Annotated in this window: 12 protein-coding genes; 5 read left to right on the top strand and 7 right to left on the bottom strand. The window is 62.4% G+C overall.

What is annotated here, in order from left to right:
• Positions 1–13: 13 nt before the first annotated feature.
• The 5 genes from VGG89_00745 (at position 14) to VGG89_00765 (ending at position 4412) form a co-directional block, all read left to right on the top strand.
• Positions 14–1876: a TolC family protein gene (locus tag VGG89_00745; GenBank protein HEY1975056.1), complete on the top strand. Its 1863-nt coding sequence runs from the start codon at positions 14–16 to the stop codon at positions 1874–1876.
• Entirely contained in the window at positions 1873–2229 is a 357-nt protein-coding gene (locus VGG89_00750; protein ID HEY1975057.1) for a cupin domain-containing protein, read from the top strand. The genes VGG89_00745 and VGG89_00750 overlap by 4 nt, the downstream gene beginning before the upstream one ends.
• A 282-nt stretch (positions 2230–2511) precedes the next feature.
• Positions 2512–2910, top strand: a complete 399-nt coding sequence (locus VGG89_00755) for a type II toxin-antitoxin system VapC family toxin (protein HEY1975058.1) — start codon at positions 2512–2514, stop codon at positions 2908–2910.
• Between the two features lie 47 nt (positions 2911–2957).
• Positions 2958–3896, top strand: coding sequence for a MerR family transcriptional regulator (locus tag VGG89_00760; GenBank protein ID HEY1975059.1), 939 nt, complete (start codon positions 2958–2960; stop codon positions 3894–3896).
• Between the two features lie 75 nt (positions 3897–3971).
• Positions 3972–4412, top strand: coding sequence for a nuclear transport factor 2 family protein (locus tag VGG89_00765; GenBank protein HEY1975060.1), 441 nt, complete (start codon positions 3972–3974; stop codon positions 4410–4412).
• Positions 4413–4424: 12 nt separating this feature from the next.
• Here the strand turns inward: VGG89_00765 and hpnI are convergent, their stop codons facing one another.
• The 7 genes from hpnI to tkt all read right to left on the bottom strand — a co-directional run bounded on the left by hpnI (position 4425) and on the right by tkt (position 14675).
• Positions 4425–5561 carry a bacteriohopanetetrol glucosamine biosynthesis glycosyltransferase HpnI gene (gene hpnI / locus VGG89_00770; GenBank protein ID HEY1975061.1) on the bottom strand — a complete coding sequence of 379 codons (1137 nt, stop codon included), beginning with the start codon at positions 5559–5561 and terminating at the stop codon, positions 4425–4427.
• 42 nt (positions 5562–5603) lie between these two features.
• A complete protein-coding gene (gene hpnK / locus VGG89_00775) occupies positions 5604–6416 on the bottom strand; it encodes a hopanoid biosynthesis-associated protein HpnK (protein ID HEY1975062.1) in 813 nt (270 codons plus the stop codon).
• A 95-nt stretch (positions 6417–6511) separates the two neighbouring features.
• Positions 6512–7252, bottom strand: a complete 741-nt coding sequence (gene pgl / locus VGG89_00780) for a 6-phosphogluconolactonase (GenBank protein ID HEY1975063.1) — start codon at positions 7250–7252, stop codon at positions 6512–6514.
• Positions 7252–8262 carry a glucose-6-phosphate dehydrogenase assembly protein OpcA gene (locus VGG89_00785; protein ID HEY1975064.1) on the bottom strand — a complete coding sequence of 337 codons (1011 nt, stop codon included), beginning with the start codon at positions 8260–8262 and terminating at the stop codon, positions 7252–7254. Before VGG89_00785 ends, pgl begins: the two co-directional genes overlap by 1 nt.
• Positions 8262–9821, bottom strand: a complete 1560-nt coding sequence (zwf, locus tag VGG89_00790) for a glucose-6-phosphate dehydrogenase (protein ID HEY1975065.1) — start codon at positions 9819–9821, stop codon at positions 8262–8264. Before zwf ends, VGG89_00785 begins: the two co-directional genes overlap by 1 nt.
• Positions 9818–12658 (bottom strand): bifunctional transaldolase/phosoglucose isomerase, encoded by a 2841-nt coding sequence (locus tag VGG89_00795; protein ID HEY1975066.1) that lies wholly within the window; start codon positions 12656–12658, stop codon positions 9818–9820. The genes zwf and VGG89_00795 overlap by 4 nt, the downstream gene beginning before the upstream one ends.
• 13 nt (positions 12659–12671) lie before the next feature.
• A complete protein-coding gene (gene tkt, locus VGG89_00800) occupies positions 12672–14675 on the bottom strand; it encodes a transketolase (protein HEY1975067.1) in 2004 nt (667 codons plus the stop codon).
• Between the last annotated feature and the right edge of the window lie 81 nt (positions 14676–14756).

Consider the following 14756-nt stretch of genomic DNA (forward strand, 5'->3'; position numbering starts at 1 on the left):
AGGAGGACCCCACGTGAACGTTGCACGGCCCTTTGTTCTTTCGGCATGTCTCGCCGTCGTCGTATCGACCTTAACGCCGCTCGCGCCGGCCGGTGCGCAGGATAGCGCGCCTTACCCGACGCCGGCAACGTTGCCGATGCTTCCGCCGGTGCCGACCGTTGCACCGGGCTACCGGAGGCCAAAAACGAAGCCGTCGCCGGCACACATCGTCGGCGTGGCGCAACCTTTCGTCGGCATCTCGCTGCAAGACGTGATCGGAATGGCGCTCCTGAAGAATCCGAATCTCGCCGTGTCGGTCTCGAACTCGCACATCGCCCGCTACCAGATCGTGCAAGCGAAGGCGCCGTTCGATATGCAGTTTCGCGTCGAGCCCTCCTCGAGTTTTCAAGTAACACCGCCGACGAATCTGTTTGCTGGGGGTCCTCCGATCGACTGCGTCTCGACACTACAGAACCTTTGCGGCCCCAACAACGTCTTCACGCATCAGTCAGGGTTCCAGTACGGGCTCGGCGGTCAAACGAAGGCCGGAACGCAGTATTCTGCCGGCATCCAGCAGCAGCGCGTGTATAACAACACCGGTTTCAACTTCTTCGACCCTTATTACTTGGCGTCGCTCAACGTATCGGTCTCGCAGCCGCTGTTGAAGAACTTCGGCATGAACGCCGGCAACCGCCAACTGAGGCTGGCGCTCATCAACGAAGACTCCGCGGCGGCACAATCACTCATCGATACATCCAATACGCTGTCGCAAGTGGAGCAAGCGTATTGGAGTCTCGTCGCGGCCTGGCGTAACGTCGCGATTCAAGAAGATGCGCTCAAGGATGCGGTAACGCAGCAGAACAGCAACGTTCGCTTACTGCATAATGGCTACGCGTCGCGCGTGGACGTCGTGCAAGTGTCGACGCAAGTTGCAACGTTCCGAGATCAAGTCTACTCTGCGCTCGAGAACGTCGCGGATTTGCAAAACGACTTGAAGGCGCTCGTCGTCACCGATCCCGACGATCCGATATGGAAGGCCAACCTCGTGCCCACGCAGTCGGTCCTCGACCTTCCGAGCGCCGAGGACCTGGACGCGATCGTCGCCGCAGCTAAGCAAAACCGCCCGGAGGTCCGTCAAGTCGCCGACAAACAGCGCGAAGCCGACGTCGATCGCGCTTACGCGCGAAACCAGGCTTTACCGCAGGCCGACCTAAATGCGCAGTATATGAGCAACGGCTTCGCCGGGTTGCTCGCCCCGCAATCTCAGTTCCAGCGGCTCTTGTGCGGCCTCCCCGGATTCGAATCTGGGACTGGGGGCAGCAGTAGCGACGCTAGAGTCGTGTTCAAGAACTGTCCGACCCCTCCACCTCATTCGCAAGGCATCATGGCTTACGCGTATCACAATCTTTGGGCGGCGCTCTATCCCAGTTTCAACATCAATCTTACCGTGAGCTTTCCGCTGCAGAACGATCTCGCGAACGGGCTACGCGGCCAAGCGGCCGAGGAAGAACGCCAGGCGAAGATTCTGAAGGACGCGATTGCGGAGCGCATCTCGTACGAGGCGCGTAACGCGCTGCAGCGTTACGATTCGGCCCTGTCACGACTCGATGCGGCCGGCGACGCGCGCGAGGCCGCCGAGCACGTCTATGCCAGCGAGTTACGCAGGTTCCACGACGGCCAATCGACGACGTTCCTCGTATTGCAGCGCGAGGTGCAGCTCAACGAGGCTCGCGGCCGCGAGCTGCTCGCACAGACCGATCTCAATAAGTCGGTCGTCGAGCTGCAGCGCGTCGAAGGCACGATCCTCACCAACAACGGCGTCGATTTGAAGACGATGGGCTCGCAAGCGCTCGCAACGGCGCCTCCGTCGCCGGCCGCAGGCGAAAAGCAGCGATGAACGACGTTATTCTCAAACGCTTCGAAAGCCCGGATGAAGTTCGCACCTTCGACAAGGGGAAATTCGAAGTCGTGAACGCCGGAGGCATGACGATCGGACGCGCGACCTACGAACCGGGTTGGAAATGGTCGGTCGACGTCGGCGCGGCATTAGGAAAGAAGAGCTGCGACGTGGAGCACGTCGGCATCGTCGTTTCGGGGCGTGCAACTGCTGCCATGGACGACGGAACCATCGTCGAGATGCGCGCGGGCGACATCTTTTATATCGCGCCCGGCCACGATAGCTGGGTCGTCGGCGACGAGCCCTACGTCTCGCTGCACCTCATGGGCGCGGGAGCCTACGCGAAGCATTAGCCTTACGGGCGTTGATAAAAGCTAACTAGTCTGATAGACTAGTCTCATGAAGCAGGTGGGTGTTTTCGAAGCTAAGACGCATTTTTCGGCGCTTATCGACGATGCAGTCGCGGGGAAGCGCACCATCATAACGCGCAACGGAAAGCCGGTTGCGGAGCTCCGTCCCATCGAAGGTAACCAGCGCGCACGCGCGCGCTTGGCGCTAGAGCGAATTCGCGCACTCAGCGAGGACCTAGAGGGGGCGCCGATTAGCGCCAGGGAGCTGATCGACGAGGGCCGCCGTTGATCGTCATCGACGCATCCACTGTCGTCGCTCGCGCCCTCAAGGATGAGAATAGCGAGCACGCCGACATCGCGCTATCGTGTGCCGCCGATCATGGCGCGTTCGTTCCCGGCAACTTCCAAACGGAAATTGTCAACGCCCTCATCAAAGCCGAGCGGCGAGGCCGGCTCGACGAGCTAAAGAGCGGACTGATCTTGTCCGAGATTGCCAAGCTCCCGCTGCAGACCCTGTCTCCGGATCCGCACACGATTTTAGCGGCAGCACGAACGCACGGTTTGACCGCATACGATGCGGCATACCTTGCGCTAGCGATGGAAAAGCGGTGCCCTCTGGCGACGGTTGACGCCGTCCTCGCTGCTGCCGCCAAGAAGGCGGGTTGCCAATGGAAGCCGAGCTAGGCAGCTCTTGACTCTCCCCTTGCGGGAGAGTTTATGCTCGTCTGGTCATGGAATCCGAAGAACTCTTTTCGATCGGCGAACTGGCGAAACGCTGCGGCGTGCCGGTGAAGACGATCCGCCACTATGCCGACGAAGGCGTGGTTCCGCCGAGTGCGACCAGCGAAGCGGGTTACCGCATGTACACGCAGAGCGACGCGCGGCGGCTCATGCTCGTGCGCAACCTGCGGGCGCTGGGATTCTCGCTCGAAGCCATCTCTTCGATGCTCGACGGAACGCGCGATCCGCAAGACGTCGCGGCGCTGCAGTTGGAGTTGGTGCAAACGCAGCTGCGCGCGCTCGAGCGGCAGCGCTCGATCCTGCAAGCCGCCGCGACGTTGCGCTCGCGGGAGGACGTGGTGCGCCAGCTCGATGCGGCCTACGCGGCGGCGTCGCTGGGTGCCGCCGAACGCGAACACCGATTGGAGCAATGGCTCGCGAAGGCACGGACGACACCCTCGTCGGACGGAGGCAACGCGAAAATTCGCGGCATGGTGCTGGACGGGCTGCCGAATGACCTTTCGAACGAACAGCTCGCGGCCTGGGTGCGGCTCTCCGCCCTCCTCGACGATCCCGGGCTGCTCGAAACGTTGCGCCTACAGCATCAACCGTTCGCCGACGTTTCCTGGAGCGAACAGGAGCAGATGGCTTTCGGGGCCGGCGTGATGCAGATTCTTTCCGAGACGTATCCGTTGCTTGCGCAGGGCGCGACCGCGACCGACGAGCGCGTACAAGCGCTGGCTGAACGATACGCGTCGCATTTCGCTAGCGCGCTCAACTGCGAGCAGTCCGTCGATTTCCCGGAGTGGTTTGCCGATTATGGGCGCCGCACGAACGATCCGCGCATCGAGCGCTTTTGGAACGACGTCGCGATCTTGCGCGGCACGCCGCCCATGCCGCCGTTCACCCGCGCGCAGGCCTTGCTCGTCGAAGCGTACCGTCACGGCTAGCTTGCGGCGTTTCTTATTCAAAATCGGCAGATCCGAGGCGACGGAGGGGATCGTCTACTTGTACGCTTGACCACTATGAAGACCGTATTCGCGTGCCTTGCCGTCTTGCTGCTTGGCGCTTCGGCGTCGAGCGGAAGTGCGCAGATCGCTAAGCAAGTCATCGACTTAAACACGCTGCTGCAATCCGCGACGCAGCGGTACGATAGTAACACGATTTCAAAGCTGATCACGGACGACTATACGCTAGTCAACGGCAGCGGACGAGTGTGGGACCGCGATGCGTTTCTTAAGGATATCGTCGATCGGTCAGCCGTGTGGATGGCCAACGATCCCAGCGAGGTGTCGGTGCGGTCGTACAACGGCGATTGCGCAATTCTGATCGGCTTGCTGCACATCAAGTATCGCCAAAACGGTAAAGTTCACGACCTCCTTGCCCGCTATACCGACGTTTGGGTGAAAAACGGCGGCCAGTGGCAATATGCCAGCGGTCAAGCATCGGTATACAAGCGTCTGTAACCTTCCCGCCGGTTAGCGAAGCGTGCCGTCGGCCGCCACGGTCGAACGAACGTCGCGCCATTTAACGGTTCGCCCGAACATGCTGACGAGCCATATCGCTAAGCTCATTACGTCGCGCACCGGGATGAGCCACCAATACGATTTGCGACGATTGCGCAGCGCGCCGCGCGATGCCAGGTGCAAGAACCAGCGCAGCATCGCGATATAGAGAAAGAGCGTAAACGACGGCCAGCCCGGAGCGAGCAGCAGCAATGCGAATGCGAACGGCACGGCGTACATCACGAAAGAAAAAGCGTAGCCGGCCGGCGCCTGGGCGCGCTTGGTTCGCGCCCAACGTAGCTCGTGCGAGCAGAGATCGGCAAACTGCTTTTCCGGAACCGACGTGCTTACCGTGTAGGGACAGAGCGTGACCGTGCGTCCCTGTTTTGCGACGAGCTCACCCAGCTCGTGATCGTCGGCGAGATACGGCCCGAGCGCTTCCAAACCGCCGATGCGCTCGAGCAGATCGCGCCGAACGGCCATGGTCGCTCCCATGCAGAAGCGCAGCGGTCCGAGCGCCAGCGCTACGAGAACCGAGGGAAGAAACTCGTCCTCCACGTGCATCGCGCCGAGTTCGGACACGATGGTACCGTTGGGAATCGCCCCGTACGGGCAGGTCGTCGCGCCGGTGCCCTCGGTCGCGAACTCCGCGGCAACGGCTCGAAGGTACTCCGGCGTCACGATCACGTCGCTATCGGCGATGACGACGATCTCACCGTTGGCCTCGGCGCCCGGTTTAGCAAGGTTGGCGATCTTCGGGTTGGCCATCGCGTCGTTGTGACCGAACGCAACGCGAATCGTCGTGTGAAAGAAATCGCCGCGTATGCGTTCCACGATAACGGCCGCCGGATCGTCCTCGTCGTGCAAGCAGAAGACGACCTCGTAATTGGGATAATCCTGCGTGCAAAATGACGCCAGGGCCTCGTAAAGGCCCGCTTCGACGCCTGCGACCGGCTTGAGGACGGTGATGCTCGGCGCGAGGTCGTCGTCAACGATGGCGGGTATCGTGCGGCTCGCGAACGCGCCCGTACGCATGAGCGCCAGCATGAGATACGCCAGCCCCGCCGCGGAGATGATGACGAGTAGGACGATGAAGAAGATGGCTACGATGGTATGCGCCTGCCCTTCGACTTCGCGCCTACGGCGCTACGCTCAGGATGACAATGCACCATACGTGGTGCTTTCAATGTGGTTGCGGGTGAGTGCTTCGCGAACGGCTGGGCTCGTAAGTGCGTCGAGTTCTTCTTTCCACTGGAAACGGTCCGTCCCGGCGTCGGCACCGGCGAACGGGCCCGTCGCCGGATGGAAGAACAACTCGGTAACGCCGTTGGGTAAGCCGTCGAGCATCCGCAGCACGCGCGCTTCGTTCATCGCGCCGGCGTCGTTGACGCCGTATACGTAGTCGTTGCTCGTCACGCCTTGACGGCGGGCGCGGGCACGCATGAGCGCCACCCACGGCTCGATCGTGCGTGTACCGCCGTACGGTTCGCGCGGAATGCGGATCGCGCGCATTCCGAACTCGCGCCCGACCTTGAGTATCAGGCGATAGACCGTCGGATGGACGTGCATATGGCTTTGCGCGTCGACGTGATCCAGGGCGAGTCCCGTGGCGGCGAACCGCTCGAACTGCGCGCGGATCTCGGCCTCGAGCTGGCGTGCAGCGCCTGGACGAAAGAAGAAGGTTACTCCGGCGCCGACGAGATCGGTAAAGAAGCGGCCGTCCCGGCCGACGATCTTCGCAATGCGTTCGGGCGGCAGCACGGGCTTCCCATGCACCAGCACGACGTGTAAGCCGACTGCTAACGACGGCAGTCCCCGCGCCCGTTCGACGGCATCGTCGAACGCCGGCGCGCCCGTCATCAGACTGGCTGCGCGAAGAACCCCATTACGATGCGCGATTTCGATCGCTTCGTTGACTTCACGTGAAATACCGAAGTCGTCGGCGTTAAAGATGACGCGCTTAATTAGAGGCGCCTGCCCTTCGACTTCGGCGCTTCGCGCCTACGCTCAGGATGACAAGTAGCGGTATGGCGCTACGCTCAGGATGACAGATCTTGGCGCTACCCCGTTTTCTGGTGAAGCATTCCCGCCGCGAGCTCGTCGACGAGCCAAAGCAGCCGTCCCGATGACGGATGAACGATCTGCGCCGGATACTTCGTCGCGTCGACCGGCCCTTCGACGACCTTTGCCAAGATGTCCGCCTTCGCGGCGCCTTCGACTGCGAACGCTACGGTGCGGCCAAGATTGATGAGCTTCGGCGTGATCGTCACGCGCCACATTCCCTGCGATTCCGCGAAGACCGCACGAACCAGCACCGAATCGTGCAGGTCCGGCGGCGAGCCCGGGAAGAGCGACGCGGTGTGACCGTCGGGCCCAAGCCCCAGCAACACGAGATCGAAATGCGGCGGGTCCTGGAGATCCGTGCGGATGATCGAAGCGTAGTTGTTGGCGGCCGCACCGGGATCGGCTTCCCCGCGAATGCGATGGACGTTGGCGTGCGGAATCGGAACCGCGTCGAGAAACGCTTTGCTCGCCATCCGATAGTTCGACTGCTCGTCCTCGGGCGGCACGCAGCGCTCGTCACCAAAATAGATAAAGACGTCTTTCCACGGCAGTGCCAAGCTGCGCGGCTCTTGCGCGAGCAGCTCGTACGCGCGCCGGGGCGTGTTGCCGCCCGAGAGCGCGACGCGAAAGGCGCCGCGATCGCACAGTGCCGTTTGACCGACGTCGATGAACAAGTCGGCCAATGCGGCCGCAACCGCATCGGCGTTGGGATACACTTTTACTTCGCCGCGCCGCATTAGGCGTTCACCTTTCTGCGCTGCAGGATCTCGCCCGCAGCCATCAGCGAGTCCACGAAAACACGATCTTGGTGTCCGGTCAAAATCGCCCGCTCGACGAGCGTAGCGATGTCGATGTTGTTGATCGGACGGGCGCGCCGCGGATGCTGCTTCGCGCCGCTCACGGAAAGAATGATGGCTTCGGCTTTCTCGCCGTCGACTTCGGCGGCAAACTCCGTCTCGGTCGACTTCAGGACGACGCGCTGGATGCGGCGGGCGCGTCCCTCGCGCACGATCGCAAAATCGACCTGCACGCCGAACCGGTTACAGAACGCATCGGGCGAGCACGGCGTCCATTCCAGACGGCTGGCGAGCCAACCCAGCAGGTAGTACGCTTCGGAATCCGATCCGCACGTGATCTCGACGCGGCGCAGGTCGAAAAGCTCGCGAATAACGTCCTTGCCGTCGAAGAACAGCGCGATGCTCTCTTGCCACGGGGCCAGCCGCAGATACGCCAAGTCTCCGATCGCGACGTTTGGATGCGCTTTGACGAACGTCACCAGTTCGCGCATCGCCTGATCGTCCGAATCCAGCACCGAACTGTTGTAGACGACCGTGCGCATGCGCTCCGACAGCATCGCGAATCGCGGATCTTCACCGATGCCCGCGGCAACCCAAATCAACACGACCGGCGCTTCGGGCAAGCACAGCGTCGTCACCGCTGAGAGCAATGCTTCAGGGCCCGAGTCCTTGACGCCGAGCTCGATCCAGTCGCCGCGCGTCTTTACGCAGTCCGCGTGCGCCTCGCACGCATTCCCGACGACCTGCATGGCACGATCCTGCGTGCCGTCCAGGACGATCACGCGCGACGGATGCTTGACCGCCAGCGCGTGCGTACGGTCGCGCGCCCAATCGCCGACGCCCGCATCGCTGAAGAAGACTACGACGGTCATCGTCGCGACCTTCATGTCGCGGTGGTTGCGCCGGCGCTCGGTGATCTCGCCAAGCACGGTATGGAGATCGAGGCTCATTACAACTGGCGCCAGTCGGGGAAGAGCGTGAAGGCCGTTTGCGGCCCCTGGCTCCCCGAAACGTAGTTCGGGAACGAGAAGTCTTTGGTGTTCAGCCACGTCTCCAGCACCGGCATGACGATCTCCCACGCGCGTTCGACGGCGTCCCAACGTGTGAAGAGCGTTTGATCGCCGCGCATCACGTCACCGATGAGCCGCTCGTACGCCGGCGGCGACTGCACGCCGAAACCGACGCCGTAGTTGAAGTCCATGTAGACGCTGCGAACGTGGTCCTTCGGACCGGGCACCTTCGCCTCGAAGCGCATCGCGATGCCCTCGTCGGGCTGAATCTTGATGACGAGCACGTTGGGATCGATCGTGTCGGTTTGTTCGCCGTAGAAGCGGTGCGGAATCGGTTTGAAGGTAACCGCGATTTCCGAAACTTTGCGGGCGAGGCGCTTGCCCGAGCGCAAGTAGAACGGTACCCCTGCCCAACGCCAGTTGTTGATTTCGTACTTGACCGCCGCAAAGGTTTCGATGTTGGAGTCGGGCGCGACGTCGTCCTCCTCGCGATAGCCTTTGACTTGCTTGCCGTCAATCGTGCCCGGGCCGTATTGTCCGCGCACCGACATCGAGCCGACCGCGTCGTACGACGGCGGCGAGATTGCCGAAAGCACCTTATATTTTTCGCTGCGGATGTCGTCGGCCGCCGAGCTGATCGGCGGCTCCATCGCAACGAGCGCCAGCAGGTTGGTGACGTGGTTCTGAATCATGTCGCGCAAGGCGCCGGCATGATCGTAGTAACCGCCGCGCTCTTCGACGCCCAGCGTCTCCGCGGCCGTGATCTGAATGTTCTGGACGTAGTTGCGGTTCCAGATCGGCTCGAAGATCGTGTTGGCAAAGCGCAGCGCCATGATGTCTTGCACCGGCTCCTTGCCGAGGTAGTGATCGATGCGGTAGACCGACGTCTCTGAAAACGCGCGCTCGATCGTGCGCTGGAGGGCCTGCGCGGTTTCCAAATCGGTCCCGAACGGCTTCTCGACGACCAGCCGCGTCCAGCCGGTCTCGTTCGACTTCGGGTCCAGCCCGCACGTGTGGAGCTGCTTGACGATTTCGGGAAAGACCGGCGGCGGCGTCGAGAGGTAGAAGATGTGATTGCCGGCAGTTCCGAGGTTTTTGTCGTTCTTGTCCAGCAAGCCCTTGAGTTTCGTGAAGCACTTGCCGTCCTTGAAGTCGGCGCTGATGTAACTCAGACGCCGAACGAAATCCTCCCACAGCTGGCCTTGCGGCTTCTGCCCATCGGGCATGAACGTATCGAGTTGCTGCTTGCAGTAATCGCGAAACGCATCGTCGGTGTAGTCCGTGCGCGAGAATCCTACCAGCGCGAAATCGGTCGGAAGCGTCCCGCGCAAGCGCATCGAGTAGATGGCCGGCAAGAGCATCCGTTTGAACAGGTCGCCGCTCGCACCGAAGAAGACGATCGAGCACGGATCGGTGATGCGATCGCTGGCGATGCCGGCGCGGAGCGGATTGAATGCCGCTCCGTCGCCGGGAGTCTGCGCCGCCGTTTGAACCGTCACGCTTTCACCGAGAGCGCTTCGTCGACGATGTTGACCAGTGCCCGCAGGCCGGTCTCGACGTCGCCCCGCAAGTGCACGCGGACCCCGCGGCGATTGCGTTTGTCCAGCGACATCCAGTCGCCGAGCGCCTGCGCGGCCAGCAGCGTTCGGAAGCCGACGTTCATGCCGGGAATCATCGGATCGTCCGGATCGTCGGCCACGATCTGCAGCACGACGCACGTGTCGGGGCCGCCCTTATGGAGCTGCCCGGTCGAGTGCAGGAAGCGCGGACCGAAACCGACCGTCGTCGCGATCTTGTGCGAGTCGCGGATCTTCAGACGCAGCTCGCGCAGCAGCTTCTCGTGCGTATCGTTGCGCGCGATGTAGGCGGTGATCGCGTTGTAGTCGTGCGGTTTCATCTGCGCGAAGAGGCCCACCAGCGCCTCAACCGGAGTGCTCCCGGAGATCCCCTTGCTGCCCGACAGGTACGTCACGTCGAGCGAATGGTTCTCGACGCTGGCTTGGGGCTCGTCGAAGCTGCCCTTGGCCGCGTACTGCTTGAGCAGCGCGACGGTGTTGTCTTTGGATTCTTGCACGTTGGGCTGATCGAATGCGTCGATACCCAAGATGACGCCGGCGGCGGCGACGGCCAGCTCCCACGTGTAGAACTGCTCGCCGAGATCGTACTCGTCGTTCATGGCGAGGCGAATCACCGGATGTCCGGCGGCTTCGAGCGCTTTGAGTTTGTCCTCGATGCCGCGTTCGGGATCGGGCAAGTTTGCACCGACGTAGACGAAGACCCGATCGTCGGAGTAAACGCTCGGATCGCCCAGCGGCTCACCCTCGATGGGCACGATGCCTTTACCGAGCTTGCCGGTCGACTCGGCGATGAGCTGTTCCGCCCACGCGCCGAACGCCCGTACGTCGGGATGCGTCACGATCGTCACCTTGTCGCGGCCGTTGATCGCAAGGCCGCCCAGCGCGGCGCCGAACCGGACCGCGGGCGCGGTGCGCGGATCGATGGTGCGGTCGTTGGCGTGCATCGCACCCAGGGCGCGATCGAGCAAAAGGTTGATGTCGTATCCGCCGATCGCCGACGGCGCAATGCCCACGAACGACAACGCGGAGTACCGTCCGCCGATGTTGGGATCGTTGTCGAAGCAGGCGCGGAACTTCTCTTGCTTCGCTTCGGCTTCCAACGACGTGCCGGGATCGGTGATCGCGACGAAGTTGTTGCCGGCCATCGCGGAACCGATCGCCTTGCTGACTTTCTCGTGGAAGTACGCGTAGAAAGCGTTGGGCTCGGTCGTCGTTCCGCTCTTGCTCGAAATGATGAAGAGCGTATCGGGAATGCGAATCTTCTCTTCGAGCTCCTTGATTTGGGCCGGACAGGTCGAGTCGAGCACGTAGATTTGCGGGTAGTCGTCGTACTCGCCGAACGTGTCGGCGATAATGTCGGGCGCGAGCGAGCTTCCGCCCATGCCGCAGACGACGGCGAAGTCGAACTTCTGCATCGCCTCGTCGGCAAACGATTCCAGCCCGGGAACGGATTCGAGCATCCGCTGCTGGATGTCCATCCATCCCAACGCCTTCTTGATGATCGCGGCGTCATCGGGCGCGCTCGACCAGAGCGTGGCGTCGTGCGACCAAGCGCGTTTGAGGAAATCGGCCGATGCAAGCTTCTCGAGTGCAGCGTCGAAGTGCTTTTGCGACGCACCGAGCGCGAAGGTTACGCGCTCGGCTCCCCCGGACTCCAACAGCTTCTGCTTGTAAACGATCGCGCCGAGCAGCGCGGCGAACGCGTCGGCAAAGAGCGTTACGCCCTCGTTTTGCAGTTGCTCGGTCACTTCGAAGAGCGAAATCTTCGCGTCCTGAAGTCCGCGTAGAACGTCTTGCGCCGCGCGCAGATCCTGCTCGGCCGTGTCGGCGACGACCTTGCCGTGTTCGAGCAGCGCATCGAGCGTCTGCGGCGGCATCGTGTTGACGGTATGCGGCGCGACGACGGTTTCGACGTACATCAAATCCGGATAGTTCGGATTTTTCGTCGACGTCGAAGCCCACAGCGGCCGCTGAACCGCGCCCCCGGCCGCTGCCAGCGGCGCGAACTCGTCGCTCTCGAAGACCTCCTTGAATTTCTGATAGGTCATCTTGAGGCCGGCGACGCCCGTCTTCCCGAGCAGACCCTGGAGGTTTTCACCTTTGGCAATCTTATCTTGCAGCAGCGTGTCGATCGCGGTGTCGATGCGGCTGACGAACACCGAGTTCACCGAACGAATCTTGTCGATCGGTTTCTTCTCGGCGGCGCGGCGCTGCAGGCCTTTGACGTAAGCGCGCGCGGCCTTTTCGTACATATCGACGGAGAAGATCAAAGTGACGTTGATGTTGAGGCCTTCGTAGATGCACTCTTCGATTGCCGGCAAGCCTTCTTTCGTGCCGGGAATCTTGATCATCACGTTGGGACGGTTGACGCGCGACCACAAGTCCTTAGCCATCGCAATCGTCCCTTGCGTATCGCGCGCGAGCAGCGGCGAGACCTCGAGGCTTACGAATCCGTCGTTTCCGCCCGACTCCTTGTACACGCTCGAAAACGCGTCGCAGGCGTTTTGGATGTCGCTGATTGCGAGATCCCAAAACAGCGCCTCGGCGTTCTTTTCGGTTCCGACGAGCTTGCGCAGCTGGTCGTCGTAGTCGTTTCCGGCGCCGATGGCTTTTTCGAAGATTGACGGATTGCTCGTCATCCCGCGCAGCCCTTGATCGATCAGCCGTTTGAGTTCGCCCGAGGCGAACATGCTGCGGCGAATGTTGTCGAGCCACACGCTCTGACCGGCATCCAGCAGCTGCTGCAGTTGGTTCTTCACGAAGCCCCTCTCCCTAACGCGTTGCGAGTGCGAACTTATCGAGTGCGAGTTGTGCGACGTTATCGGCGGTGAAACCGAAGGCCTTGGCGATCGCCGCGGCCGGTGCCGATGCGCCGAAATGGTCGATGCCGAACGCGAATCCGCGATCTCCCACGTACTTCGCCCAGCCGATGGTCGCACCGGCTTCAATCGACATGCGCGCCGTCACCGACGGCGGCAACACTTGCTCTTTATACGCTTGCGGTTGTTCGTCGTAGAGTTCCCAGCAGGGCATTGAAACGACGCGCGTCGCGACCCCCCGGCCGTCGAGAATCTTCTTGGCGTCGACGGCTAGCGAGACTTCCGATCCGGTGGCGATGAGAATGAGATCCGGCGAGCCGTTTTGCGCTTCGGCCAATACGTATGCCCCCCGCTCGACGGCCGCGTCGCGAGCGCCGAGGAACGGAACCTTTTGGCGCGTGAGCACGAGCACCCACGGCGCGCCTTTACGCGCGACGGCAAGTTTCCACGCTTCGAGCGTCTCGAGCGCGTCGGCCGGCCGCACGCAGATGCAGTTCGGCGTTGCGCGCAGCATCGCAAGCTGCTCGATCGGCTCGTGCGTGGGACCGTCTTCACCCAGGAACACCGAGTCGTGCGTGAACACGAAGATGTCGTGCAGCTCGGAGAGGCACGCCAAGCGGACCGCGGGCTTGCAGTAATCCAAGAAGTTGAAGAAGGTCGCGCAGAACGGCAGCAATCCGCCGTGTAAGGTGATGCCGTTGGTGATCGCGGCCATCGCGTGCTCGCGCACGCCGAAATGGATGTTGCGCCCTGCGTAGTTGTTTGGCTCGAAGTCGCCGCACTCTTTGAGATACGTCTTGGTCGACGGATCGAGGTCGGCCGAGCCGCCGACGAGTTCGGGCAGACTCTGCGCGATTGCGTTCATCACCGTGCCGCCCGCATCGCGCGTCGCCACGCTGCCGTTTTCGGCGGTGAAGGTGGGCCACGGCAGGTCCGTGGGAAGCTCGCCGCGCAGCGCGCGCTCCAGCGCCGCGGCAAGGTCGGTATTTGCGCGCTTCCAGGCGTCGTAGGTTTGCTGCCACTGTTTCTCGAGGTCCGCGCCCTTGGCGGCGGTATCGCGATAGAACTTCAGCACGTCGTCGGGGACGTAGAAGTCCGGCTCGAGGGGCCAGCCCAGGAACTCCTTGGACTTCTTGACGTTGTCGGGGCCCAGCGCCTCGCCGTGTGCGAGGTAGTTGTCCTGGCGAGGAGACCCGTAGCCGATGTGCGTGCGCACCGCAATTAAGGAAGGCCGGTCGGTCACGTTCTTGGCGACCCCGATCACCTGGTCGAGCGTTGCGACGTCGTTGCAGTGGTCGGAGTCGACGAACTGCGTGTGCCAGCCCGAGGCGTCGAAACGCGCGATCGGATCGTCCGTGAGGGTGACGTCCGTCGGGCCGGCGAGGGAGACCTTATTATCGTCGTAGAGGACGATGAGCTTGCCCAGCTTCAGGTGGCCGGCCAGCGAGATCGCCTCTTGACTGATCCCTTCCATTAAATCGCCGTCGCCGCAGATGCAGTACGTGAAGTGATCGACGATCGCCGCGTCGTCGCGGTTGTAGACCGCGCCGAGATGCGCTTGCGCGATCGCCATGCCCACGGAGTTGGCGATGCCCTGCCCGAGCGGGCCGGTCGTTGCCTCGACGCCGGGCGTGCGTTCGGCTTCGGGATGGCCGGGCGTCTTGCTGCCGAGCTGCCGGAACGACTTGAGATCGTCGAGGGTCACGTCGTAGCCGGTGAGATAGAGCAACGCGTAGAGCAGCATCGAGCCGTGGCCGGCCGACAGCACGAAGCGATCGCGGTTGAGCCAGTGGGGATCCTTCGGATTGAAGCGGAGATGACGCGTCCATAACGCGTAAGCCATCGCCGCGGCGCCCATCGGCAAGCCGGGGTGGCCCGAGTTGGCTTTTTGGACCGCGTCCACGGCAAGAAACCGGATCGCGTTGATGCGTTGCTCGTCGGCTGGCGAGTTGGGCACGGCAACTCCTTTACACCCCTCGAAAGGGGATGGGTGATTTCGCCCTCGGTCTCTGGTTTCTTACCCGGACCCACATAAAGG

Source organism: Candidatus Baltobacteraceae bacterium, from assembly GCA_036488875.1.
GTDB lineage: Bacteria > Vulcanimicrobiota > Vulcanimicrobiia > Vulcanimicrobiales > Vulcanimicrobiaceae > JAFAHZ01.